Source organism: Rhodococcus sp. 14-2483-1-1 (assembly GCF_002259335.1).
Taxonomy (GTDB): domain Bacteria; phylum Actinomycetota; class Actinomycetes; order Mycobacteriales; family Mycobacteriaceae; genus Rhodococcoides.
On record NZ_NPFX01000014.1, the window covers coordinates 439,315 to 463,033 of the forward strand.

21 protein-coding genes are annotated in these 23,719 nt (G+C 65.1%); 19 read left to right on the forward strand and 2 right to left on the reverse strand.

Annotation, left to right across the window (positions count from 1 at the left end):
- Positions 1-5 precede the first annotated feature (5 nt).
- From tilS to CH294_RS13425, 17 genes are all read left to right on the forward strand, one after another.
- Entirely contained in the window at positions 6-992 is a 987-nt protein-coding gene (gene tilS, locus CH294_RS13345) for a tRNA lysidine(34) synthetase TilS (protein WP_249305266.1), read from the forward strand.
- An 11-nt stretch (positions 993-1,003) separates the two neighbouring features.
- Entirely contained in the window at positions 1,004-1,555 is a 552-nt protein-coding gene (gene hpt / locus CH294_RS13350) for a hypoxanthine phosphoribosyltransferase (protein ID WP_032380712.1), read from the forward strand.
- Between the two features lie 303 nt (positions 1,556-1,858).
- A complete protein-coding gene (gene ftsH, locus CH294_RS13355) occupies positions 1,859-4,732 on the forward strand; it encodes an ATP-dependent zinc metalloprotease FtsH (protein WP_094738213.1) in 2,874 nt (957 codons plus the stop codon).
- A 149-nt stretch (positions 4,733-4,881) separates the two neighbouring features.
- On the forward strand, positions 4,882-5,550 hold the full coding sequence (folE, locus tag CH294_RS13360; protein ID WP_032403781.1) for a GTP cyclohydrolase I FolE: 669 nt from the start codon (positions 4,882-4,884) through the stop codon (positions 5,548-5,550).
- Between the two features lie 19 nt (positions 5,551-5,569).
- Positions 5,570-6,418 carry a dihydropteroate synthase gene (folP, locus tag CH294_RS13365; RefSeq protein WP_170944710.1) on the forward strand — a complete coding sequence of 283 codons (849 nt, stop codon included), beginning with the start codon at positions 5,570-5,572 and terminating at the stop codon, positions 6,416-6,418.
- Entirely contained in the window at positions 6,415-6,819 is a 405-nt protein-coding gene (folB, locus tag CH294_RS13370) for a dihydroneopterin aldolase (RefSeq protein WP_094738214.1), read from the forward strand. The genes folP and folB overlap by 4 nt, the downstream gene beginning before the upstream one ends.
- A complete protein-coding gene (folK, locus tag CH294_RS13375) occupies positions 6,816-7,325 on the forward strand; it encodes a 2-amino-4-hydroxy-6-hydroxymethyldihydropteridine diphosphokinase (RefSeq protein ID WP_032380128.1) in 510 nt (169 codons plus the stop codon). The genes folB and folK overlap by 4 nt, the downstream gene beginning before the upstream one ends.
- Positions 7,322-7,792, forward strand: a complete 471-nt coding sequence (locus CH294_RS13380) for a DUF3180 domain-containing protein (RefSeq protein ID WP_094738405.1) — start codon at positions 7,322-7,324, stop codon at positions 7,790-7,792. The genes folK and CH294_RS13380 overlap by 4 nt, the downstream gene beginning before the upstream one ends.
- 90 nt (positions 7,793-7,882) lie before the next feature.
- Entirely contained in the window at positions 7,883-9,214 is a 1,332-nt protein-coding gene (locus CH294_RS13385; protein WP_212709794.1) for a DUF6779 domain-containing protein, read from the forward strand.
- A gap of 114 nt (positions 9,215-9,328) precedes the next feature.
- On the forward strand, positions 9,329-10,243 hold the full coding sequence (locus tag CH294_RS13390; RefSeq protein ID WP_037149003.1) for a DUF2520 domain-containing protein: 915 nt from the start codon (positions 9,329-9,331) through the stop codon (positions 10,241-10,243).
- A complete protein-coding gene (gene panC, locus CH294_RS13395) occupies positions 10,240-11,184 on the forward strand; it encodes a pantoate--beta-alanine ligase (protein ID WP_094738215.1) in 945 nt (314 codons plus the stop codon). Before CH294_RS13390 ends, panC begins: the two co-directional genes overlap by 4 nt.
- A 4-nt stretch (positions 11,185-11,188) precedes the next feature.
- The gene (gene panD / locus CH294_RS13400; protein WP_032403785.1) at positions 11,189-11,620 is read left to right on the forward strand and encodes an aspartate 1-decarboxylase; all 432 of its coding nucleotides are present in this window, start codon (positions 11,189-11,191) and stop codon (positions 11,618-11,620) included.
- A 4-nt stretch (positions 11,621-11,624) separates the two neighbouring features.
- Complete coding sequence (locus CH294_RS13405) at positions 11,625-12,425, forward strand: type III pantothenate kinase (RefSeq protein ID WP_032403767.1); 801 nt, start codon at positions 11,625-11,627, stop codon at positions 12,423-12,425.
- Positions 12,426-12,559: 134 nt separating this feature from the next.
- A complete protein-coding gene (locus CH294_RS13410; protein WP_094738216.1) occupies positions 12,560-13,129 on the forward strand; it encodes a cysteine dioxygenase family protein in 570 nt (189 codons plus the stop codon).
- 11 nt (positions 13,130-13,140) lie between these two features.
- Positions 13,141-13,563: a rhodanese-like domain-containing protein gene (locus CH294_RS13415; RefSeq protein WP_032380719.1), complete on the forward strand. Its 423-nt coding sequence runs from the start codon at positions 13,141-13,143 to the stop codon at positions 13,561-13,563.
- Positions 13,564-13,599: 36 nt separating this feature from the next.
- Positions 13,600-15,123, forward strand: a complete 1,524-nt coding sequence (gene lysS / locus CH294_RS13420; RefSeq protein ID WP_032380133.1) for a lysine--tRNA ligase — start codon at positions 13,600-13,602, stop codon at positions 15,121-15,123.
- Between the two features lie 274 nt (positions 15,124-15,397).
- Positions 15,398-17,938, forward strand: coding sequence for an ATP-dependent Clp protease ATP-binding subunit (locus tag CH294_RS13425; protein WP_032380134.1), 2,541 nt, complete (start codon positions 15,398-15,400; stop codon positions 17,936-17,938).
- Positions 17,939-18,102: 164 nt separating this feature from the next.
- On the opposite strand, the gene CH294_RS13430 is transcribed toward CH294_RS13425, so the two are convergent.
- Together CH294_RS13430 and CH294_RS13435 are read right to left on the reverse strand one after the other, a co-directional pair.
- Positions 18,103-19,425: a serine hydrolase domain-containing protein gene (locus CH294_RS13430; protein WP_094738217.1), complete on the reverse strand. Its 1,323-nt coding sequence runs from the start codon at positions 19,423-19,425 to the stop codon at positions 18,103-18,105.
- A gap of 65 nt (positions 19,426-19,490) precedes the next feature.
- Positions 19,491-20,678 carry an alpha/beta fold hydrolase gene (locus CH294_RS13435; RefSeq protein WP_094738406.1) on the reverse strand — a complete coding sequence of 396 codons (1,188 nt, stop codon included), beginning with the start codon at positions 20,676-20,678 and terminating at the stop codon, positions 19,491-19,493.
- A gap of 111 nt (positions 20,679-20,789) precedes the next feature.
- Between CH294_RS13435 and CH294_RS13440 the strand changes: the two genes are divergently transcribed.
- Complete coding sequence (locus tag CH294_RS13440) at positions 20,790-21,227, forward strand: OsmC family protein (RefSeq protein ID WP_032401489.1); 438 nt, start codon at positions 20,790-20,792, stop codon at positions 21,225-21,227.
- 173 nt (positions 21,228-21,400) lie between these two features.
- Complete coding sequence (locus CH294_RS13445; protein WP_052058239.1) at positions 21,401-23,713, forward strand: bifunctional diguanylate cyclase/phosphodiesterase; 2,313 nt, start codon at positions 21,401-21,403, stop codon at positions 23,711-23,713.
- Positions 23,714-23,719 lie beyond the last annotated feature (6 nt).

Sequence of the window (23,719 nt, forward strand, 5' to 3'; positions counted from 1 at the left end):
TGCTCTTGCCCGAGGGAGTGGAGCCCGCGGAACGACCCAGATTGCCCGAGGGCCCAGCCCTGCTGGAGATTCGGCATGCGGTGCGGGCGTGGCTCGCTGCGCACCCCGGTCCGGTTGCCGTTGCCTTGTCCGGTGGCGCGGATTCGCTCGCCTTGACGGCCGCGACCGTGGCCGAGGCCCCGAACGTGCGTGCGCTGATAGTCGACCACGGACTTCAGGAAGGTTCGGCCGAGGTCGCGGCGACGGCGGCGGCACGGGCGCTGGAGTTGGGTGTGGTCGATGCCCGGGTTCTGCCGGTGCACGTCACCGGTTCCGGAGGGACGGAAGCAGCGGCCCGCAGAGCCAGGTACGACGCGTTGAATCTCGCCCGCGGCGACGCGTCGGTGCTGGTGGCGCACACTCTCGACGATCAGGCCGAGACGGTGCTGCTCGGGTTGGGCCGCGGATCGGGGCCGCGGTCGATTGCGGGCATGACGGCGTTCGCCGCACCGTGGGGCCGTCCGCTGCTCGGAGTCAGGCGGGCGATCACCCGGGCCGCATGCGTCGAGCTGGGGCTGGAGCCGTTCGAGGATCCGCACAACACCGATACCGATTTCACTCGGGTGCGGCTGCGCCACGAGGTGTTGCCGTTGCTCGAGGACGTGCTGGGCGGCGGCGTCGCCGCTGCGCTGGCTCGGACGGCCGAGCAGTTGCGTGAGGACGGCGACGTGCTCGACTCGCTTGCCGGGTCCGTTGCAGACACCGATGGGCCGGACATCGAGGTGTCGGCGATCGAGTCGCTAGCCCCCGCAGTACGCCGCCGAGTGCTGCGCCGATGGTTGCTCGGCCGGGGAGTGACGTCGTCGACCGATCGACAGCTCCGAGCCGTCGACGCCCTTGTCGGACGGTGGACTGGCCAGGGCGGGGTTGCGCTGCCAGGAGGAACGCCCGACGCCAGGTTGGTGTGCTCGCGTCGACGTGGCAGGCTGAGCGTCGGCCTGGAGAACGAATGAAGGGAAACCCCGTGTACGAGGGCGACATCGAATCGGTTCTCATTTCCGAGGAACAGATCAAAGCGCGCACTGCGGAACTCGCAGAAGAGATCGCCAAGCGGTATCCCGAAGGCTCCCCGGAAGGCGACCTGCTCCTGGTCGGCGTCCTCAAGGGCGCGATCATGTTCATGACCGACTTCGCCCGGGCGCTGCCCATCCCGGCGCAGCTCGAGTTCATGGCGGTCAGCTCCTACGGATCGTCGACGTCGTCCTCCGGCGTCGTCCGGATTCTCAAGGACCTCGACCGCGACATCACCGGACGCCACGTGCTGATCGTCGAGGACATCATCGACTCCGGTCTGACGCTGAGCTGGCTCAAGCGCAACCTCGCGACCCGCTCGCCTGCCTCGCTGTCGGTGGTGACGCTGCTGCGCAAGCCCGACGCCATCAAGGTCGACGTCGAGGTCGCGAACGTGGGCTTCGACATCCCCAACGAGTTCGTCGTGGGATACGGCCTCGACTACAACGAGCGCTACCGAGATCTGCCGTACATCGGCCTGCTGGACCCCAAGGTCTACAGCTGAGCCGAGTCGTTCGGTCCACCCGGTTCGAGTGAACCGCCCCGCGTGAATGGACCATTGCCGCGCCGACACGTATGCAATGGTCCATCGATGCGGATAGGGTGCCGAAGAGGTGGGGAACTGCCGGGGGAGTGCGGTCGTTGGAGGGGAAGAAGCGTCGACGCAAACAGGTGCGTGGACGCAGAGCGCCAGGTATGAGCGAGTCAGATGTCCGAGTCTCGCGCTAGCCTGGAGTATCCGGCGGGCAGGGAGCAGCCAGCGCGCGGGAGCGGACTGAAAGGACACGGCCGAGTCGGCTGAAGCTGTATGAATCGGAAGACAGTAATACGAAATCTTGCCATCGTTTTCGGCATTCTGTTGGTGATCTATGCCTTCAGTTACTTCGGTAACGACACGCGGGACTGGAAGACGGTCGACACCTCGGTGGCGATCGCCCAGCTCGATGATCGCAACGTCGAGTCCGCGCAGATCGACGACCGTGAGCAACAGGTTCGGCTGACACTCAAAGAGGCCTCCGACGCCACCGACAACGAGACGAAGATCATCGCGAAGTACCCGGACTCGGCGTCCGAGCAGATCTTCGACAAGGTCGACTCACAGGGCCTCGACAGCTACAACACCACCGTCACCCAGGAAAGCTGGTTCAGCTCCTTCCTGCTGCTGATCCTTCCGATGGTGCTGATCCTCGGCGTGATCATCTTCGTGATGAGCCGCATGCAGGGTGGCGGTCGCGGCGGAGTCATGGGCTTCGGCAAGTCCAAGGCCAAGCAGCTGACGAAAGACATGCCCAAGACCACCTTCGCCGACGTAGCAGGTGCGGACGAGGCTGTCGAAGAGCTGTACGAGATCAAGGATTTCCTGCAGAACCCGGCGCGCTACCAAGCGCTCGGTGCCAAGATTCCGCGCGGCGTGCTGCTCTACGGCCCTCCCGGAACCGGTAAGACGCTGCTCGCACGCGCCGTCGCAGGCGAGGCGGGCGTCCCGTTCTTCACCATCTCGGGCTCGGACTTCGTCGAGATGTTCGTCGGTGTCGGTGCATCCCGCGTACGCGACCTCTTCGAACAGGCCAAGCAGAACAGCCCCTGCATCATCTTCGTCGACGAGATCGACGCCGTCGGTCGCCAGCGCGGTGCAGGTATGGGCGGCGGGCACGACGAGCGCGAGCAGACGCTCAACCAGTTGCTCGTCGAGATGGACGGCTTCGGTGAGCGCACCGGCGTGATCCTCATCGCCGCGACCAACCGCCCCGACATCCTCGACCCCGCGCTGCTGCGTCCGGGCCGCTTCGATCGGCAGATCCCGGTCGGTGCCCCCGACCTGGCCGGCCGTCGAGCAATCCTGAAGGTGCACTCGGCAGGCAAGCCCGTTGCTCAGGACGCCGACCTCGAGGGTCTCGCCAAGCGAACCGTCGGAATGTCGGGTGCAGACCTGGCCAACGTCATCAACGAAGCGGCACTGCTCACCGCGCGTGAGAACGGCACCGTCATCACCGAGGCTTCCCTCGAGGAGTCGGTGGACCGCGTCGTCGGTGGTCCGCGTCGCAAGAGCCGCATCATCAGCGAGCACGAGCGCAAGATCACCGCGTACCACGAGGGTGGACACACACTCGCCGCGTGGGCGATGCCCGATATCGAGCCGGTCTACAAGGTCACCATCCTCGCGCGCGGCCGTACCGGCGGCCATGCGATGACGGTGCCCGAGGACGACAAGGGCCTGATGACGCGGTCGGAAATGATCGCTCGTCTCGTGATGGCCATGGGCGGCCGCGCGGCGGAGGAGCTCGTCTTCCACGAGCCGACCACCGGTGCGTCATCCGACATCGACCAAGCCACCAAGATCGCCCGCGCGATGGTGACCGAGTACGGCATGAGCAGCAAGCTCGGAGCCGTTCGGTACGGGCAGGAACAGGGCGACCCGTTCCTCGGCCGTTCGATGGGCCAGCAGTCCGACTTCTCGCACGAGGTCGCCCGCGAGATCGACGAGGAGGTGCGCAAGCTCATCGAAGCTGCGCACACCGAAGCGTGGGCCATCCTCAACGAGTACCGCGACCTGCTCGACACGCTCGCGTCCGAGCTGCTCGAACGTGAGACGCTCACCCGCAAGGACCTCGAGAAGATCTTCCACAGCGTCACCAAGCGCCCGCGGATCACCTTGTTCAACGACTTCGGTGACCGCAAGCCCTCGGACAAGCCGCCGGTGAAGACTCCGCGCGAACTCGCTGCCGAGCGCGGCGAGCCGTGGCCCCCGGTACCGCCGGCTCCGAAACAGCTTCCGCCGCAACAGGTTCCGCAGCCCAGCTACTCCGGTTCGCCGCAGCTGAGCAAGGGCGGCTACCCGAACGGAAGCAACGGATACAACGGCGGCCCGGTCAACGGTGCCCCGACGAACGGCGCTCCCACGAACGGCGCTCCCACGAACGGTGTCCCGACCAACGGGATTCCGAGCAACGGTGCCCCGAGCAACGGCGGCCCGGTGCATGGTGGCGGCTACAACGGCGGTGGCCCCAACGGCAATTACGGTGGTGCTCCCACCGGTGGCGCTCCCAACGGTGGTGCTCCCAACGGTGGTGCTCCCAACGAGGGCGGCTACTCCGAGGGCTATCGCAGACCGGAACCACGGCCGGCCCCCAACTCGGGTTCACGGCCCGATTACGGCGCTCCGGCAGGATGGTCTGCTCCGGGCTGGCCGCCGCGCGATCAGCCGTCGGTCCCGCGCTACCAAGGCCCGACCACTCCGCCGGCCCAGAACCAGCCGAGTCGTGAGCAGCCGGAATCGGATCGGCCGGAACAGAATCGGTACGAGCCTCCTCAGGGCCAGCCGACCTACCGACAGCACCCGACGTATCAGCAGCCGCCGTCGTACCAACCGCCGACCGGCCAACAGGCGTACCAACCGCCGCAGTACCAGCCGGATCCGTTCCGGCCGGATACGCGGGATCAAGGTCGGACGTCTCGACACGCGCCTCCGTACGGCGAGAACCCGGACGGTTCCGCCCACGAGGAGCCGTCGGCCCCGTCGTGGCAGGTGCCCGGTCCGTCGCAGAACTACCCGCTTCCCGGCGACGACCGTTCCGGCGACACTTCGTCCGAGGATTCGCGGCGCGACGAGCGAGCCGAGGACGACGGCGACGAAGGTCCGCAGACGCACCGCTGGGAAGGGCCGGGGGGTTCGTACCGCTAGGCCTGTCACTAGGCTTGCTGGGTCGATCGTGACGGTCGGCCCAGCACGTCGTTCGAACTGTGTTGGGCTCATCCGCAATTGTTCTCTTCGGACCGTTGCAGGTGGGCCCAGCCGTCACATTCGTGAAGCCCAAACGGAGGTACGTTCACGTGTCAGTCAATCGGACCGACGAGTCGACCAGCGACTCGGCAGAAGTCCCGGCAGTCGACCAGCGCGCGGTCGAGCAGACGGTTGCCTACGCCACCGGGGCAGTCTTCGACCAGCCTCGCGCCGAGGCCGCAGTACGTGAGTTGTTGATCGCCGTCGGCGAGGATCCCGATCGCCCCGGCCTGCTCGACACCCCGGCCCGCGTCGCGCGTTCCTACCGCGAAATCTTCGCCGGGCTCTACACCGACCCGGACACGGCGCTGAACACGACGTTCGACGAGGGTCATCAGGAACTGGTACTCGTCCGCGACATCCCGATGTACTCCACGTGCGAGCACCACCTGGTCTCGTTCCATGGCGTCGCACACGTCGGATACATCCCCGGCAAGAGCGGCAAGGTCACCGGCCTGTCGAAACTGGCGCGCGTGGTGGACATGTACGCCAAGCGCCCTCAGGTGCAGGAACGTCTGACCAGTCAGATCGCCGACGCCTTGATGCGCAAGCTCGACCCGCGCGGAGCGATCGTCGTCATCGAGGCCGAACACCTGTGCATGGCGATGCGCGGAATTCGCAAGCCGGGGGCCAGCACCACCACCTCGGCCGTGCGCGGTCTGCTGCAGTCCAGCGCGGCATCGCGTTCGGAAGCACTGGACCTGATTCTGCGGAAATGACGCGACCGGTCGATACCCGATGAGTCCTGCGAGGAGTATCCCGTCGGCCCCCGTCGTCATGGGCGTTCTCAACGTCACTGCCGATTCCTTCTCCGACGGCGGTCGGTACCTCGACGTCGACGCCGCCGTCGAGCACGGGTTGGCGATGCATCGCCGCGGAGTCGACGTCGTGGACATCGGTGGTGAATCGACGCGTCCAGGGGCCGACCGGATCGATCCGATTCTCGAGGCCGAGCGTGTGGTGCCGGTGATCGCTGCGCTGGCCGCAGAAGGCGTGGTGACCAGTGTCGATACGATGCGCGCCTCGGTCGCCGAGGCCGCCATCGAGGCAGGCGTGTCGATAGTGAACGACGTATCGGGCGGACGAGCCGATTCGGCCATGGCCGGGGTGGTCGCGGACGGCGGGTTGCCGTGGATCCTGATGCACTGGCGGGCCGCCGGGTCCGAGTATCGGCACTCCGGTCCGGCCGACCGGTACGACGACGTGGTTGCCGACGTACGCAGCGAACTACTGGAACAGGTCGATCGTGCGATGGCCGCGGGCGTCGACGAATCGGCGCTCGTGCTCGACCCCGGTCTCGGCTTCGCCAAGAACGCCCAGCACAACTGGCAACTGCTTCGCGGCCTACCCGAGCTGGTGGCGGCCGGTTTTCCGGTACTCGTCGGTGCTTCTCGCAAACGCTTCCTCGGGTCGCTTCTGGCCGACGAACACGGTTCGCCTCGACCACCGGACGGACGCGAGATCGCCACGGCTGTCGTATCGGCACTCGCTGTCGCAGGTGGCGCTTGGGGCGTGCGGGTGCACGACGTCCAGGCGTCACTCGACGCGGTCGCCGTCGTCAAGGCATGGCAGGGTGATCGGGCATGAGCGAGATCAGTGGCCGCGACGGTCTCGGAACGCGTCGCGGCGACCGCATCGAACTACGTGGCCTGACGGTCCGCGGTAATCATGGAGTCTTCGACTTCGAGAAGCGTGACGGTCAGGACTTCGTCGTCGACATCACCGTGTGGATGAGTCTTCGTCCCGCAGCCGAGACCGATGATCTGACCGAGACGCTGCACTACGGCGAACTGGCCGAACGTGCCGCGGCCGTGATCTCGGGACCTTCCAGGGACCTGATCGAGACGGTCTCGGCCGAGATCGCCGAGGTGGTGCTGGCGTACGATTCCCGCGTCGACGCGGTGGAAGTAGTGCTGCACAAGCCGTCTGCCCCCATCCCACTGTCGTTCGAGGACGTGGCCGTGGTGGCGTACCGGGAGCGGACGTGACGCGTGCGGTGCTGTCGATCGGCAGTAACATCGGCGACTCGCTCGGTCACTTGCGTTCTGTGACAACAGAATTGGGATCGCGACTGGTGGCCTGTTCGGCCGTGTATCGATCTGCGCCCTGGGGTGGCGTCGAGCAGCAGGATTTTCTCAATGCGGCCCTGGTGGCCGAGGACGACGCGTACGACCCCTGGGACTGGTTGCGCCTGGGGCAGCAACTCGAGGAAGCGGCGGATCGCGTTCGAGTACAGCGATGGGGGCCACGCAGCCTCGACGTCGACGTGATCGTGTGCGACGACGTGATCAGCGAGGACCCTCGACTACTACTGCCGCATCCCCGCGCGCACGAGCGGGCGTTCGTGCTGCTGCCGTGGCTGGATGTCGAACCCGACGCCACCTTGCGCGTCGGTGACGAGGATGTGCCGGTGACCGAGTTGCTGTCGCGATTGAGTGCGGAGGAGCGTGCCGGAGTCGTACGTCTCGACGGCATCGGTGATCGCCTGTGGTGACCAATCCCACCAAGGTCGGGGATGTCTTGGGTATTTTCCTGGTCGCCTCGGTCGGCACCTGGCTGCTGGTCCGGGTTTTCTACGGTTCGTTACCGCCGATTCCGGTGTACGCCGGGGCGTCGTTGTATCTGGTGGCGGTGGTGGAAGTGGTGACCGCGGTGATCGTCCGCAATCGCATCGCGGAGCACCGCGTGGGCACCGGTCTGCACGATCTGAATCCGTTGACGGTGTACAGGGCACTGGTGCTGGCGAAGGCATCGATGCTGGTGGGGACGGCTGTCGTCGGGGTGTGTGTCGGATTTCTGGTGTATGTGATGCCGCGTGCCACGACGGTGCGGGCCGCGTCGTCCGATCGGGTCGGAGCGATGGTGGCGCTGGTTGCGGGAGTGGCCGTCGTCGGTGCAGCGGTGTGGCTCGAGCAGTGTTGCCGAACCCCGAAAGATCGGGACGGCGAGCGTTCCCGGTAACGCACGAAACATTTGATTGTTACCTCGGTTGTGTAAGCGATCGGCCGAGGATGACTATTTGCGAACGGGTTGCCAGTTACCCTTGTGAACATGACAGATCAGACTCGCGCAAAGAAGGGGCGCCGAAACAGGCGTAGTGCGAGCCAGCTGTTTCTTGCGGCGCTCGTCGTGTTCGGCATCGTCGCCAGCGTGTTCCTGTTGTTCACCGAGAGTGTGCAGTGGATGAGGGTCGGTGTTCTCTCGGCGCTGTGGGCTGCCGTGATCGGTGCTTTCGCAATGACCAAGTACCGCCGGGAATCGGCTGCGGACCAGACCAAGGCCAAGGATCTGCAGACGGTCTACGAGTTGCAGTTGGCCCGTGAAATTTCGGCGCGACGCGAGTACGAGATGAGCGTCGAGGCCCGGGTTCGTAGCGAATCGCGAATGGAGATCGACGAAGTCGCAGCATTGCGCAACGAACTCGCCGCGCTCCGCCAGAACCTGCAGGTGCTGTTCGACGGCAATCTGCCGACCGAACGCGTCGCGTTGCGGGCCGAGGCGATGAGAATGCAGGAACTCGGCGGTCGGCGATACGACAGCTACCAGCCTGCGCCGTCCGGCTTGTACATCCCCGGTGGTGGGAACAGCAACGGTGTCGGAACTCCGTACGACGAGCCGGTCACGGCCGAGACGTCGGTGGTGTACCCCGAAGGACCGGACGAGATGCCGCAGGCCACCGCCGCGCAGGGTTCGTACGCCGAGAACTCGTTCGAGACCGAGGAGCCGAGCTACGACGCGACGGCTACAGCGGTGGACGAGGTCGATGCTTTCGAGCGCCCAGCAGCGCGACCGCGTCCGTACGGCGCGCCGAGGCCGGCCGCGCGAGTCACTCCGCCCAGCTCGCCGTTCACGGCGTACAACTTCGAGCAGACGCGTCCGCCGGCAGCGGAGCCGGACGCGCAGGACTACGAACCTCAGCCCGCCGCGGAAACGTACGAGGCCGAGAACGACGTGGCCGAGGAGTACCAGGCCCCCGAGTTTCAGGCCCCCGAAGTTCAGGCCCCCGAGTTCTCGACCCCCGTCGAGCCTGATCAGCCCGAGTATTCCGAGACCGAGCCTGCAGCGGACTACGTTTCCGGTCCTGCGTACGGATCGGACTCGGCCCAGGACGGCGACGCCTACCCGGCGTCCCGCAGTGCGTTGCGTGAATCGGCGGATGCGTTCTTCTCGGCCGATCGCGACCACGAGACTTCGGCCGTGGATACTTCCAGTTCGCCTCGGCGCGGTCGTAGGCGCGCAGAGGCGACCGACGAGGATGCCACCGGCGCACACTCGAACGGCCGTTCCGTCGCCGAGATCATGGCCGGTCTGGCCGGCGGCGACTCGGCCGACACGACGACCACCGACGCAGGCACGCGGCGTCGTCGCCGTCGCGCAGACTGAGAACCAGATCACACCGGTTTTCCATGGCACCGTCGGTGCCGCTGTCGCTATTGTTCCCTGCAGGACGTCTGGTACCCGCCGAGCGGGACTGGAACGAACGAGAGGAAGTTTTCGGTGACCTCATCAGGGTTCACTGGTGGTCTGTCTCCAGCTCGATTGACGGTGGGTGTCGTCTCGGCCGGGCGGGTAGGTACTGCATTCGGTGAGGCGCTCGAACGCGTCGGTCACGTTGTCGTCGGTGCTGCCGCTGTGTCGGACGCGTCGCTCGCTCGGGTGCGCGACCGTTTGCCCGAGTCGCAGGTTCTGCCGGTCGACGACGTCGCTCGCCGCGCAGAACTGCTCATTCTTGCTGTGCCGGACAGTGAACTGGCATCGATCGTTGCCGGACTGGCAGCAACGGGAGCGGTGGCGCCCGGCAAATTGGTGGTGCACACCTCCGGTGCGAACGGCGTCTCGGTCCTCGAACCACTGGCCGCCCTCGGTGCCGTGCCTCTCGCGATCCATCCGGCCATGACGTTCAGCGGCAGAGCCGAGGACACGGACCGGATGACGGCGGCGTGTTTCGGGATCACCGCGAGTGACGAGATCGGATACGCCGTCGCGCAGGCTCTGGTGCTCGAGATCGGCGGCGAGCCGGTGCATGTGGCCGAGAACAATCGGGCGCTCTACCACGCTGCGCTCGCGCACGGTAGCAATCACCTCGTCACCCTTGTGGTCGACGCGGTCGAAGCGCTTCGAGTTGCGTTGGCCGGACCAGGTTTTCCCGGTTCCGACACCGAACGTGGTGTGCCCGAGCGTGTTCTGGCTCCATTGCTCGAAGCTGCGCTGGACAATGCACTGCGCAACGGGCAATCGGCGCTCACCGGCCCGGTGGCCCGAGGCGATACCGCCGCCGTCGGTAAGCACCTCGACGTGCTGGGGACCGTCGATCCTCGCATCGCTGCCGGGTATCGGGCGCTGTCTCTTCGTTCCGCGCAGCGCATCGGTGCCAGGGCAGACCTGATCGAACTTCTGGAAGGGAAGCAATGACCCTCGCGGGTAGCTACACCAAGGGGCAGTTGACAGTTCACCACGATCCCGCGGTGATCACGTCGGTGTCCAAGGCCCTACGGGGTGTCGGGAAGCAGGTCGCGCTGGTGCCGACCATGGGCGCGCTGCACGCCGGTCACCTGCAATTGGTGCGTCAGGCCAAGCTCACCGGTGCGGTGGTCATCGTGTCGATCTTCGTCAACCCCCTTCAGTTCGGGGTCGGCGAGGATCTCGATGCCTACCCACGAACCCTCGACGCCGATGTCGCGCTGCTCCGCGAGGAGGGCGTCGAGCTGGTCTTCGCGCCGTCGGTATCGGACATGTATCCGTCGGGACCGCGCACCACCGTCAATCCCGGACCGCTCGGCGCAGAACTCGAAGGCGGCAGTAGGCCAACGCATTTCGCGGGCATGCTCACCGTCGTCGCCAAACTGTTGCAGATCGCGGCTCCCCATCGCGCGTACTTCGGGGAAAAGGACTACCAGCAGCTGACTCTGATCCGGCAGATGGTGCGAGATCTGAATTTCGACGTCGCCGTCATCGGGGTACCGACGGTCCGCGAGCAGGACGGTCTTGCACTGTCCTCGCGTAATCGGTATCTCGATACCGAGCAGCGTGATGCGGCGATGGCGCTGTCGGCCGCGCTGGTGGCCGGGGCACACGCTGCGGCAGGCGGCACCGAGGCCATCATCGCCACTGCGCGTGCCGTTCTGGACGAGGCACCGCTGGTTCAGGTCGATTACCTCGAGGTACGAGACCCGCATCTCGGGCCGGCTCCCGAACGTGGAGACGGCAGACTGCTCGTGGCGGCCAAGGTCGGTACCACGAGATTGATCGACAACGTCGGTGTCGCAGTCGGCACCGGGTTTTTGGAGGCAGGAGTGGAGCCTGCGGAACGACCAGAAAAGAACAGTCCTGACGATCCGAAAAGTGGAGAGTGACACGATGTTTCGTACCATGATGAAGTCCAAGATCCATCGCGCCACCGTCACGCATGCAGACCTGCACTACGTGGGCTCGGTGACTGTCGATGAGGATCTGATGGAGGCCGCCGATCTGCTCGAAGGCGAGCAGGTCACCATCGTCGATATCGACAACGGGGCTCGGCTGGAAACCTATGTGATCACCGGTGAACGCGGCAGCGGAGTCATCGGAATCAACGGAGCTGCAGCGCATTTGGTGAACCCAGGTGACCTGGTCATTCTGATCGCCTACGGAGTGATGAACGAGCAGGAAGTCGCCGACTACGCGCCTCGGGTCGTGTTCGTCGACGAGAAGAACCGGCCGGTCGAACTCGGCAGCGACCCGGCTCATGCGCCTGCGGGCTCGGGTCTGATCACGCCGCGCGATCTCCGGGCCGATTCCGTGCTGGTCTGATTCGATGCTCCTCGCGATCGATGTGCGCAACACCAGCACCGTGGTCGGGCTGTTCACCGGCACCGGTGATCACTCGAAGCTGCTGCGGGACTGGCGCATTCGAACCGACCCTCATGTGACGGCCGACGAGCTGGCGTTGATGTTGCGTGGGTTGCTCGGAGCCGATTCGGAACAGATCACCGGCATCACCGCGCTGTCGACGGTGCCGTCGGTGCTTCGAGAGATGCGCACCATGCTCACGCGCTACTGGGATCATGTGGTGCACGTGGTCGTCGAACCCGGCGTCCGGACCGGCGTTCCGCTGCTGGTGGACAACCCGAAAGAAGTCGGAGCCGATCGGATCGTCAATACCCTTGCCGCGCATGATCTGTACGACTCGGCGTGCATCGTGGTGGATTTCGGGACCACCACCTGCGTCGACGTAGTATCCGCCAAAGGGGAATTCCTCGGCGGTGCCATTGCGCCCGGACTCGAAATGTCGGCGTGGGCGATGTCGACCCGCACCGCCACGCTGCGCGAGGTGGAGATGATCCGACCGCGGTCGGTGCTGGGCAAGAACACCGTCGAATGCATCCAGTCGGGCACCATCTTCGGGTTCGCGGGCCTGGTGGACGGTCTCGTCGGACGGATCAGGCGCGAGGTGCCGGAGGTTACGGGTACGGACGTCGCGGTCATCGGCACCGGAGACATCGCGGCGCTGATCCTGCCCGAGTCGACCACCATCGAGCACCACGAACCGGACCTGACGCTCGAAGGGCTGCGACTGGTCTACGAACGAAACATGGCAAAACGGCGTCCGCGCTGAATGTTTCGGTGAGTGGGTAGCGCATCGGGCGTTCGTGTGTCAGAATCGTCGGCGTGATGACGTGCATGGCCACCCAGGAGTGTTGTCGAGGCTGACCGCTGCCTCGTTCGTCACACACCCTGGAGTAGAGCTTCATGCTTTCCACACCTGTATTTTCTGCACCCTCCCGACCCGCATTGTCCTCGCGATCGGTCTCGACGTTGCCGACGCGGCTGCGTCCTCCCGACCTGCTGCGGATCACCGACCAAGGCGCATCGGACGTCCTCGAAGGTCGTTTCGACCACCTGCTGCCCGGCGGTGGGCTGTGGCCTACCGACGAGCGCTGGGCCACTCGACTGCACTCCGACGACGATCTGGACCTCTGGTTGATCAGCTGGGTTCCCGAGAGATCCACCGAACTGCACGATCACGCCGGATCGCTCGGTGCACTGACCGTCCTGAGTGGGTCGCTGCTCGAATATCGTTGGGCAGGAACCGAACTGAAGGAGCGTCATCTCGACGCTGGAGATCAGGCGGCCTTCCCGCTGGGATGGGTGCACGACGTGATGCACGATCCGGCGTCGACCACGGCCGGGCCCACTCTCAGCGTGCACGCATACTCACCGCCACTGACGGCAATGTCCTACTACGAAGTGACAGAGCGCGCGACTCTGCGCCGCACCCGCAGCGAGCTCACCGACGAACCCGAGAAGGCCACACGATGACCATCCACACCATGACCATCGTCGACATGCTCGAATCCGCTCGCGAGACCATCGACCGCATCACCGTCTTCGAGCTGCGCGACGCAGTCGACCGCGGTGCCGTCGTGATCGACATTCGCCCGCAGGCCCAGCGTGCCGTCGAGGGAACGCTGCCCGGCGCGCTGGCCATCGAACGCAACGTTCTCGAATGGCGTCTGGATCCCACCAGCGACGCGCGGCTGGCGATCGCCACCGACCACGACGTCGAGTGGATCGTCATCTGCTCCGAGGGCTACACCTCCTCGCTCGCGGCCGCGTCGCTCAAATTGCTGGGTCTGCACAAGGCCACCGATCTGGTCGGCGGCTATCAGGCCCTCAAATCGGCCGGGCTGCTCGGAGTGTTGACGCAGGCCAAGCACTGTGTTCGTGAGGCAGAGGCCGTCGCAGCGCACTGACCGTCGTTACACGCTCGGACTGTAAAGTATCTGCGCGTGAGTGATACAGCTTCTACCCAGCCCGCCGACGACACCCCGGAGCAGCTACGGATTCGTCGTGCCAAGCGCGCTGCGCTGCTCGAGCGCGGGGTCGAGGCGTACCCGGTGTCGGTTCCGCGCACCCATTCTCTGCTCGAGATCCGCACCGAGTTTCCCGAGCTCGAGGCCGACACGACCACCGGTCTCATCGTGGGAGTCGTCGGCCGCGTCATCTTCGTCCGCAACACCGGCAAGCTGTGCTTCGCCACGCTGCAGGAGGGCGACGGTACCCAGCTGCAGGCGATGATCAGCCTGGCCGGCGTCGGCGAGGACGCCCTCGCAGCATGGAAGGCCGATGTCGACCTCGGCGACTTCGTGTTCGTGCACGGAGAGGTGATCAGCTCCCGTCGCGGCGAGCTCTCGGTCATGGCAGACGCGTGGCAGATCGCGTCGAAGTCGTTGCGGCCGTTGCCCGTCGCGCACAAGGAACTGAGCGAAGAGACGCGCATCCGGCAGCGTTACCTGGATCTGATCACCAACCCGACCTCGCGTGAAACTGCGCGCAAGCGCATCGCCGTGGTTCGCGAACTACGCAACGCGCTCGAGCGTCGCGGCTTCCTCGAAGTCGAGACACCGATGCTGCAGACGCTGCACGGCGGTGCCGCGGCCCGGCCGTTCGTCACCCATTCCAATGCCATGGACACCGATCTCTACCTGCGGATCGCGCCGGAGCTGTTCCTCAAGCGATGCGTCGTCGGCGGCATAGAGAAGGTATTCGAGATCAACCGCAACTTCCGTAACGAAGGTGCCGACTCCTCGCACTCGCCGGAGTTCGCGATGCTCGAGACGTACGAGGCCTACGGCACGTACGACGATTCGGCGAAAATGACGCGTGAGCTCGTTCAAGAGGTGGCCATGGCCGCGCTCGGATCCACGGTCGTGACGTTGCCCGACGGCACCACCTACGACCTCGGCGGAGAATGGACGACGCTGGAGATGTACCCGTCGTTGTCGGAGTCGCTCGGGTTCGACGTCACCCCCGACACCACCGTCGACGAACTGCTCGCGATCGCGGACAAGGTCGGGCTGGACGTGCCGCGCAAGGACGGCGTCCCGATCTACGGCCACGGCAAGCTGGTCGAGGAGCTGTGGGAACACCAGGTGGGTGACGCGTTGACCGAGCCGACGTTCGTTCGCGATTTCCCCGTCGAGACGTCCCCGCTGACGCGGCAGCACCGGAGCAAGCCCGGCGTCACCGAGAAGTGGGACCTGTACGTTCGCGGATTCGAGCTGGCGACCGGATACTCCGAGTTGATCGACCCGATCATCCAGCGCGAGCGTTTCGAGGACCAGGCTCGTCAGGCTGCGGCGGGCGACGACGAGGCGATGGTTCTGGACGAGGACTTCCTCGCCGCGATGGAGCAGGGCATGCCGCCGACCACCGGAACGGGCATGGGCATCGACCGTCTGTTGATGGCGCTGACCGGCCTCGGCATCCGCGAAACGATCCTGTTTCCGATCGTCAAGCCCTCCCAGGCCTGATCGGTCGGTACAGCGCTGTTCGCCAGCAGCGGACATCGAATGGGAAACGTTTTGCATTGTGCCTGCGTTATGAACAGTAAGCAGGCAAGGCAGTCCGTATCTGCGGGCGGTCGCGCAGCATTTCAGGGGTGGAGGGTCGGCGTTCGTAACGTCGGCCAACTACAGTGAGTACCAGTCTTACCTTCAAATGCACAAGCGACCTCAGCGTATGGACACTGCGGCGCTAGAAGAACTGGTGGGCGAGCTACCACCCACCAAGAAGTGAGGGAGAGCGATGTTCGAGAGGTTCACCGATCGCGCGCGGCGTGTTGTCGTCCTGGCTCAAGAAGAAGCCCGGATGCTCAACCACAACTACATCGGCACGGAGCACATTCTGCTCGGCCTCATCCACGAGGGCGAAGGCGTCGCCGCCAAGTCTCTCGAGTCGCTGGGCATCTCCCTCGAAGGAGTACGCAGCCAGGTCGAGGAGATCATCGGCCAGGGCCAGCAGGCTCCGTCCGGTCACATCCCGTTCACCCCGCGCGCCAAGAAAGTACTCGAGCTCAGTCTGCGTGAAGCACTGCAGCTCGGCCACAACTACATCGGCACCGAGCACATCCTGCTCGGCCTGATCCGCGAAGGCGAAGGCGTCGCAGCTCAGGTTCTGGTCAAGCTCGGAGCCGACCTCAACCGGGTACGCCAGCAGGTCATTCAGCTGCTGTCCGGTTACCAGGGCAAGGAGCCGTCCGAGAGCGGCAGCGGCCGCGGCGAGGCGGGCACCCCGTCCACGTCACTGGTCCTCGATCAGTTCGGTCGCAACCTCACCCAGGCAGCACTCGAAGGCAAGCTCGACCCGGTCATCGGTCGCGCGAAGGAAATCGAGCGCGTCATGCAGGTGCTCTCGCGTCGTACCAAGAACAACCCTGTTCTGATCGGCGAGCCCGGTGTCGGTAAGACGGCCGTCGTCGAGGGACTGGCTCAGGCCATCGTCAACGGCGAAGTTCCCGAGACGCTCAAGGACAAGCAGCTCTACACCCTCGACCTCGGCTCGCTCGTGGCCGGCAGCCGTTACCGCGGTGACTTCGAGGAGCGCCTGAAGAAGGTGCTCAAGGAGATCAACACCCGTGGCGACATCATCCTGTTCATCGACGAGCTGCACACGCTCGTCGGCGCGGGTGCTGCCGAAGGTGCCATCGATGCCGCGTCGATCCTCAAGCCGAAGTTGGCTCGTGGTGAGCTGCAGACGATCGGTGCCACCACCCTCGACGAGTACCGCAAGTACATCGAGAAGGATGCCGCACTCGAGCGTCGTTTCCAGCCCGTCCAGGTCGGCGAGCCGACCGTCGAGCACACCATCGAGATCCTCAAGGGTCTGCGCGATCGCTACGAGGCACACCACCGCGTCTCGATCACCGACGGTGCACTCGTCGCGGCCGCCACGTTGGCCGACCGGTACATCAACGATCGGTTCTTGCCCGACAAGGCAATCGACCTCATCGACGAGGCGGGCGCGCGGATGCGCATCCGCCGGATGACCGCGCCGCCAGACCTGCGCGAGTTCGACGACAAGATCGCCGACGCGCGCCGGGAGAAGGAATCGGCCATCGACGCACAGGACTTCGAGAAGGCTGCGAACCTGCGCGACAAGGAGAAGACCCTCGTCGGTCAGCGCGCCGAGCGTGAGAAGCAGTGGCGCTCCGGTGATCTCGACGTCATCGCCGAGGTGGACGACGAGCAGATCGCCGAGGTTCTGGGCAACTGGACCGGCATCCCCGTCTTCAAGCTCACCGAGGAAGAGACCACTCGTCTGCTTCGCATGGAGGACGAGCTGCACAAGCGGATCATCGGCCAGGTCGAGGCAGTCAAGGCCGTCTCGAAGGCGATCCGTCGTACCCGTGCAGGTCTGAAGGACCCGAAGCGTCCGTCGGGCTCGTTCATCTTCGCCGGCCCGTCCGGTGTCGGTAAGACCGAGCTGTCGAAGGCTCTCGCGAACTTCCTCTTCGGTGAGGACGACGCGCTGATCCAGATCGACATGGGCGAGTTCCACGACCGCTTCACCGCCTCGCGTCTGTTCGGTGCTCCTCCCGGATACGTCGGCTACGAAGAGGGTGGCCAGCTCACCGAGAAGGTTCGCCGCAAGCCGTTCTCCGTCGTGCTGTTCGACGAGATCGAGAAGGCCCACCAGGAGATCTACAACACGCTCCTGCAGGTGCTGGAAGACGGTCGTCTCACCGACGGCCAGGGACGCACGGTCGACTTCAAGAACACCGTGCTGATCTTCACCTCGAACCTCGGTACCTCGGACATCTCGAAGGCAGTGGGCCTCGGCTTCTCCTCGGGTGAAGGCACCGGCTCGAACTACGAGCGGATGAAGCTCAAGGTCAACGACGAGCTGAAGAAGCACTTCCGCCCCGAGTTCCTGAACCGTATCGACGACATCGTCGTGTTCCACCAGCTCACCAAGGACGAGATCATCCAGATGGTCGATCTCATGCTCAACCGAGTCGAAGGTGCGCTCAAGAACAAGGACATGGCGATCGAGGTCACCGAGAAGGCGAAGTCGTTGCTCGCCAAGCGCGGATTCGACCCCGTCCTGGGTGCGCGGCCACTGCGTCGCACCATCCAGCGCGAGATCGAGGACCAGTTGTCGGAGAAGATCCTCTTCGGCGAAATCGAAGCCGGCCAGATCATCCTGGTCGACGTCGAGAACTGGGACGGCGAAGGCGCAGGCGAGGACGCGAAGTTCACGTTCCGCGGTGAGAAGAAGGCCATCATCGTCCCCGACGAGGTCCCGGTCGATCTGGCCAAGGCCACCGGAGACAGCGACAGCGAGTAAGTTCCACCAGCTCCACACAACGGGCGATCCTCTTCGGAGGGTCGCCCGTTGTCGTATGTCTGCCCGCCGCCCCGTTCGCGTCAATGGACCCCTGCAGCGCCCAGACGTATGCAGAGGTCCATTCACGCAGATCAGTTCCGTGGGTGAATGAACCTTTGTACCGCTCAGACGTGTGCAGTGGTCCATTGACGGAGGGCCCGGGCGGCGAGAGCACCAGCGATGATCGCAAGTTCGGCCAGCACGATCCAGAACAGCAGGGTCACATCCGGAGCCCAGTGGGAAAGGGTCGAGATGGGGGTACCGGTGAGCATCGGCATCCCGAAGTACAGCGTTCCGCCGGCAATGACGGCCATCAGGATGTGCGCAGGTGCCCATCGACCCGGGGCAGTCCTGATGCGAAGCAGGATTCGGCCCGCGCACAGTGCCAGCAACACCGCGAGTGTGCTCGACGCGATCAGCGCGATCTCGTACATGCCGAGGCCGGTGCTGCGGGGTTCGTCGATCCCGAGTCGGGTGAGGACGAGTGAGCGGGCCGCCGACGCCAGGTTTTCGGCCTCCAGTTCGCCGTATCTGTTGGCCGCGAACACCACGGCCAGATGGCGTTCGGGAATCAGCGCAACGTGCGTGAAGTAGCCGGGCACCGCCCCGGAATGCCATCGCATCTCGGTACCGTCGGGCAACGTTTCGACGTACCACCCGTCTCCGTATGCCGTGCCCGAGCCGGTCGGCACCGTATCGAGACTGTTCGACGCCGGGTCGGTCAGTTGCCGCGCTGCGTAACGCGAGAGTTCGTCGATCGAACCACCGAGGTAGCCGTAGCCGAGTCCGGCGGCATCTATCCCGGTGTCGACGCGTCGGGGTGATCCGAAGAACGGAACGTGTCCGGGCGCGACGGCACCCACGGTGTGCACCCCGGTTTCACGAGCCACGACGTTCGCAAACGGTTCGGCAGTGATCTTCTCGACGATGGCCTGCAGCAGTAGGTAATTCAGGCTGGAGTATCGGAAAGTGCCGCGCTCGGCAGCGGTGACGTCGAGGGTGGGTACGACGTCGAGTGCTCGGTCGGTTCGTCCCCACACATCGAGTCGGGCGACGTCGTGGGGGAGTCCGCTGGTGTGGTGGATCAGGTCGGTGATCGTGACGTCGTCGGGAAGGATCGAATCGCTCTCCGGGAGAACCGAATTCACGGTGCCACCTAGATCGAGGCGATGTTGCGAGGCGAGAGAGTGTACCGTCGCCGCCGTCACCGACTTCGACACCGAACCCCAGACGAACGGCGTGCCGTCATCGATCGGCGCACCGTGTCCGTCCACCCCGTATTCGACGTTCTCGATGACCTCACGTTCGGAGACCACTCGAAAAGCCACTCCCGGCAGGCCCAATTCCTGGGCGACGACCTCGACATCCGACGCGGTCTCACCACCGGGCAAGGTAGGCGATGCGGTCAGGACTGCTGCGACGGTCAAGAGGGCGTGCACGATGCGCATGGATGGAGTGAATCAACGTCACCGGGGTCGACGCCTCGGTGAACACCCTGATTTCACACCTGAGATCAGCTCGAGCGCACGAGGTCGGCGATCCAGGGCAGGACGTCGGAGTATGCGGCCAGAGACCCGGGGAGGTGGTTCGCGCCCTTGTAGGGGATGGCCGGAAACTCGTACTCGCGGTACGTGACCTGGGCGCCCAGATCCTGCCAGCGCTCGCGCAGAGTTCGACTCTGCTCGATGGGCACGGTGTCGTCTTCGACTGCATGCGACAGGTACACCGGCATGGTGGGGGCGATGCGGCCGACGGTGTTCGCTGCGGTCACCTCGACGAAAGCTGGGTTGCTCAGCTGCTCGATCAGTGGTCGGCCGTCCCGGGTGAGGTCGCTGGTGTGCACGATCTCGGTGGCCGCGGGGTCGGTGGTGCACCAGTTCTGTGCGGCATCGAGCGCGGCGACGCCGTCGGAGTCGAAGAAGCTGCGGATGCTCTCCGCTCGTTCCGGGTAGGAGTTGATCATGCCGTCGACGGCGAAGAGTACGGCGCTGCCGAGAGTCGTGTTGTCCAGGTTGTCGATGTTGAGCCTCGGATCTGCCGGTGGTGCACCGACATACGCCCCGACGATATCGAGGTCCGGGGCGTACGTGGCAGCGAGTTCGGCAGCGGCGCCCGACGCGAATCCGCCTTCGGAGTAGCCGAACAGCACGACCGGGGTGGCTGGGTCGGCGTCTGCCGCTCTGGCTGCGTCCAGCAGAGCGCGGCCCGAGGCGAGCCGGTTCAGATACGTGTGCCCGCCGGGCGTGCCCAGCCCCTGGTAGTCGGTTGCGACGACGCGGTATCCGGCCAGGAGCAGCGGCAGGATGGCCGGGGACGACCCGACGGTGCCGAGAACGGCCGATCCAGCGCAGCGTTCGGCCATGCCGGAGGTGCCGGGCGCGTAGGCGATCACCGGCCGCGGGCCGGGGCCAGGCCACGGAGCGGTGGGGGTCATGGAGTACCCGGACACGACCATGGGGTCGTCGTGAGTGTCGTTGGACCGATAGAGAATGCGTTCGATGTCGAAGCCCAATCCGAATCCCTTGGGTGAGGTGACCGGTTTTGTCCGCACCACCTCGCCGGGGGCCGCTGCGGCGATGGTCGGGACGGGCGCGTCGTAGAAGTCTCGCAGTGAATCGGCGCTCGCCACCGGGGTCGACACCACTGCGCTCGCCAGGATCACCGTCGACGCGATCGCGAGTGCGTACACGCACTTCTTCATCTGTTGCATCCTTCGTGTCGAGATTCCCGCACTCGATGGCCCGGCCGTGCCGCCGACGTTAGCCTGAGTATCGGTCCTACACAGGGTCGACAACGAAAGGATTGAAGTCCGATGCCAACTCGTACCTCACGCACAGCTTGGAACGGCACTCTCGAGCAGGGTTCCGGCCAGGTCGAGCTGTCCAGTTCCGGCGCAGCGACTTTCGATGTGTCGTTTCCCAAGCGCGCCGCCGAGAATGCCGACGGCACCACCAGCCCCGAGGAACTGATCGCAGCTGCTCACTCGAGTTGCTACGCGATGCAGCTGTCGGCCCTGATCGCCGAGGCGGGTGGTACCCCGCAGAGCCTCGAGGTCACCGCCGACGTCTCGCTCGGTCCCGACCAGCCCGGGTTCAAGTTGACGGGTATCAAGCTGACCGTTCGAGGCGAGGTCGACGGTCTCGACGCAGACGGGTTTGCGAAGGCTGCTCAGGCCGCAAAAGAAACGTGTCCCGTCAGCAAGGCGCTGACCGGCGTCGACATCACTTTGGATGCGTCTTTGGAGGGCTGAACAGACGCGGGGCCCGATGTGAGACTGGCGAACGATCGTCAGGTTTGAAATAGTTCGTTAATTGACCCATCTACGGATGATTCGGTGACGAATCGAGGTCAAACGTCGGGTTCGATCGGCTGTTGCGTACGTTCGGGGTACGCACCGAGCGGCCTAGGAAGGATCGGCCCACCATGTTGTGGACGCGCTTCCTGGGCCTCGGTGCGATTGCGGTGGTGGCCTACGCAATTGCCCCGCAAGGATTACCCCGGAACGCGATCTACGCAATCGTGGTCTCGGCCACAGTGGCCGCCTTCGTGCATCGCTACGTGGGTGAACCCGGCCCGGACAAGCGGACGTGGAAGTACATGGCCGTCGGCTTCGGCAGCTGGGGCATCGGGGACGCGCTGATAGCTGTGATGAAGATCGACGGTGGTCGGGTGCCGACGTTCTCCGCCGCCGACGTGCCCTACCTTCTGGGCTACGCGATCCTCGCAATCGGGTTCGCCCGGGCCGCCGACGAGAACGGTCTGGTGTTCGGGCTGGAGGAACTGTACGAGTGCCTGATCGTCGCCGTCGGATTCGGTCTCGTCACGTGGGTGTTCGTCATCTCCGACGGCTCGACCCGGTCGTTCTCGGAGGCCATGGCCCTGTGGCCGGCAACCGCATACCTCACCGTCGACGCGTTCTTGCTGACCCTCGTCGGCAGTTTGTACCTCGTCACCCGGTCGGCCACAGTTCCCCTTCTGGCCGCGGCAGCAGGGGTACTGATGCTCGTATCCGCCGACTTCGCGTCCTACGCCGCCGCGAGCAATACCGAGGTCTACCGATCGACGATTCCGAACGTGTTGTGGTTGGCCTCGTACGTCTGCTTCGGAGTGGTCGCCCTGCACGATGTGCAGAAGTCGGCCAGGCGGGCCGCCCGGCCCGGTCCGTTCAAATTCGGTAGGGGACGGTTTTTCGGACTCTCGGTTGCGGTCGCCGTGACACCGACGGTGATGACTGTGCAGCTGGTCCGCGGCGTCCCCGTCGAGCAATGGGGTTGGGTCATCGTGGGATCCTCGGCGCTGGTCATCCTGCTGGTCGGATTCCGAATGGCGCGCTTCGTGCGGACTCTGCGACTGCAGGCCGCCATCCTCGCGGACGTTGCACGTACGGACGCGGTGACCGGACTCGCCAGTCGGCGTCTACTGCGGGAGCGGTTGGACACGATGCTCGCCACTCGAGGTGATTCGGACGTCTTCACGCTGGTGGTCGACATCGACCGCTTCGCGCAGATCAACGAGACGTTCGGTTACAGCGTGGGCGACAGCGTGCTCCGTGAGATCGGCCATCGACTCGTCGCATCGGTTCGATCCGACGATCTGGTCGGACGCCTCGGTGGTGATCAATTCGTCGTGGCGATGCGCAGAAGTCCCGATCGGATCGATGTGTGCGAGACCGCCGCACAGCTGCAGTTCGCCGTCAGTCGCAAGATGTTCGTCCACGACATCAACGTCGCCCTCGACGCGACGGTCGGAATAGCGGCGATCGAAGAGTCGGCGGCACGTGCACACCGGCCGGAGGGCGCGTCGGCGACGCCGATCGACGGTGAGGCGATGATGCAGCAGGCTCATGTGGCGCTGACCGCGGCCAAGGCAGGGCAGACCCGAGTCGGTCGATACGAACCCGACATGGATCGTGACCGCCACGATCAGATGCGGTTGCTGGGCGAGCTCGACACTGCGATTCGGGATCATCAGCTTCGGGTGTTCTTCCAGCCGTGCCTGGATCTGGAATCGGGCAGCGTCGATCGCGTCGAAGCTCTGCTGCGGTGGCAGCATCCACGTGAGGGCTTGATCGGGCCGTCGATCTTTCTGCCCGACGCCGAGCGCACCGGCATGCTGCCCGCCATCACCGCGTTGGTGCTCGACGAGGCGTTGGCGCAGTGCAGCGCGCTACGGCGAGGCGGCATCAATCTGTCTGTCTCGGTTAATCTTTCGGTCCGAAATTTGCTCGACGAGACACTCACCGAACAGGTGTCGGCTGCGCTGGCCAAGTACGCGATGCCCGCGCACACCCTGGAATTCGAGGTCACCGAAACAACCGCGATGACCGACCCGGTGCGTTCGGTGAACGCGCTGGCGTCACTGCGCAGTTTGGGGGTGACCATTGCTATCGACGATTACGGCACCGGGTACAGCTCGTTGGCGTATCTGCAGAGTCTGCCGGTGCAGACGCTCAAGATCGACCGCTCGTTCGTGTCGAAGATGAACACCGACGACACCGATGCGTCGATCGTGCGCTCGACCATCGACCTGGCTCGAAGCCTCGGGGTACGAGTGATGGCAGAGGGGGTCGAGGACGCGGGCACGCTCGATGCGCTCCGACTGCTCGGGTGCGACGGTGCCCAGGGCTACTTCCTGGGTAGACCGATGCCCGCAGAGTTCCTGGCCGACGCCGTGACGAAACTTGATTCGGAGACGCCGACGAAACTCGAGTGGGAACTCGCTCGCGAACGCATCTGAGCGGCG

Excerpts from the sequence above, each read along its gene's own strand:
- ftsH (WP_094738213.1), top strand. The coding sequence starts at position 1,859 with ATGAATCGGAAGACAGTAATACGAAATCTTGCCATCGTTTTCGGCATT.
- folP (WP_170944710.1), top strand. The coding sequence starts at position 5,570 with ATGAGTCCTGCGAGGAGTATCCCGTCGGCCCCCGTCGTCATGGGCGTT.
- folB (WP_094738214.1), top strand. The coding sequence starts at position 6,415 with ATGAGCGAGATCAGTGGCCGCGACGGTCTCGGAACGCGTCGCGGCGAC.
- CH294_RS13385 (WP_212709794.1), top strand. The coding sequence starts at position 7,883 with ATGACAGATCAGACTCGCGCAAAGAAGGGGCGCCGAAACAGGCGTAGT.
- panC (WP_094738215.1), top strand. The coding sequence starts at position 10,240 with ATGACCCTCGCGGGTAGCTACACCAAGGGGCAGTTGACAGTTCACCAC.
- panD (WP_032403785.1), top strand. The coding sequence starts at position 11,189 with ATGTTTCGTACCATGATGAAGTCCAAGATCCATCGCGCCACCGTCACG.
- CH294_RS13405 (WP_032403767.1), top strand. The coding sequence starts at position 11,625 with ATGCTCCTCGCGATCGATGTGCGCAACACCAGCACCGTGGTCGGGCTG.
- CH294_RS13410 (WP_094738216.1), top strand. The coding sequence starts at position 12,560 with ATGCTTTCCACACCTGTATTTTCTGCACCCTCCCGACCCGCATTGTCC.
- CH294_RS13415 (WP_032380719.1), top strand. The coding sequence starts at position 13,141 with ATGACCATCGTCGACATGCTCGAATCCGCTCGCGAGACCATCGACCGC.
- CH294_RS13425 (WP_032380134.1), top strand. The coding sequence starts at position 15,398 with ATGTTCGAGAGGTTCACCGATCGCGCGCGGCGTGTTGTCGTCCTGGCT.
- CH294_RS13430 (WP_094738217.1), bottom strand. The coding sequence starts at position 19,425 with ATGCGCATCGTGCACGCCCTCTTGACCGTCGCAGCAGTCCTGACCGCA.
- CH294_RS13435 (WP_094738406.1), bottom strand. The coding sequence starts at position 20,678 with ATGAAGAAGTGCGTGTACGCACTCGCGATCGCGTCGACGGTGATCCTG.
- CH294_RS13440 (WP_032401489.1), top strand. The coding sequence starts at position 20,790 with ATGCCAACTCGTACCTCACGCACAGCTTGGAACGGCACTCTCGAGCAG.
- CH294_RS13445 (WP_052058239.1), top strand. The coding sequence starts at position 21,401 with ATGTTGTGGACGCGCTTCCTGGGCCTCGGTGCGATTGCGGTGGTGGCC.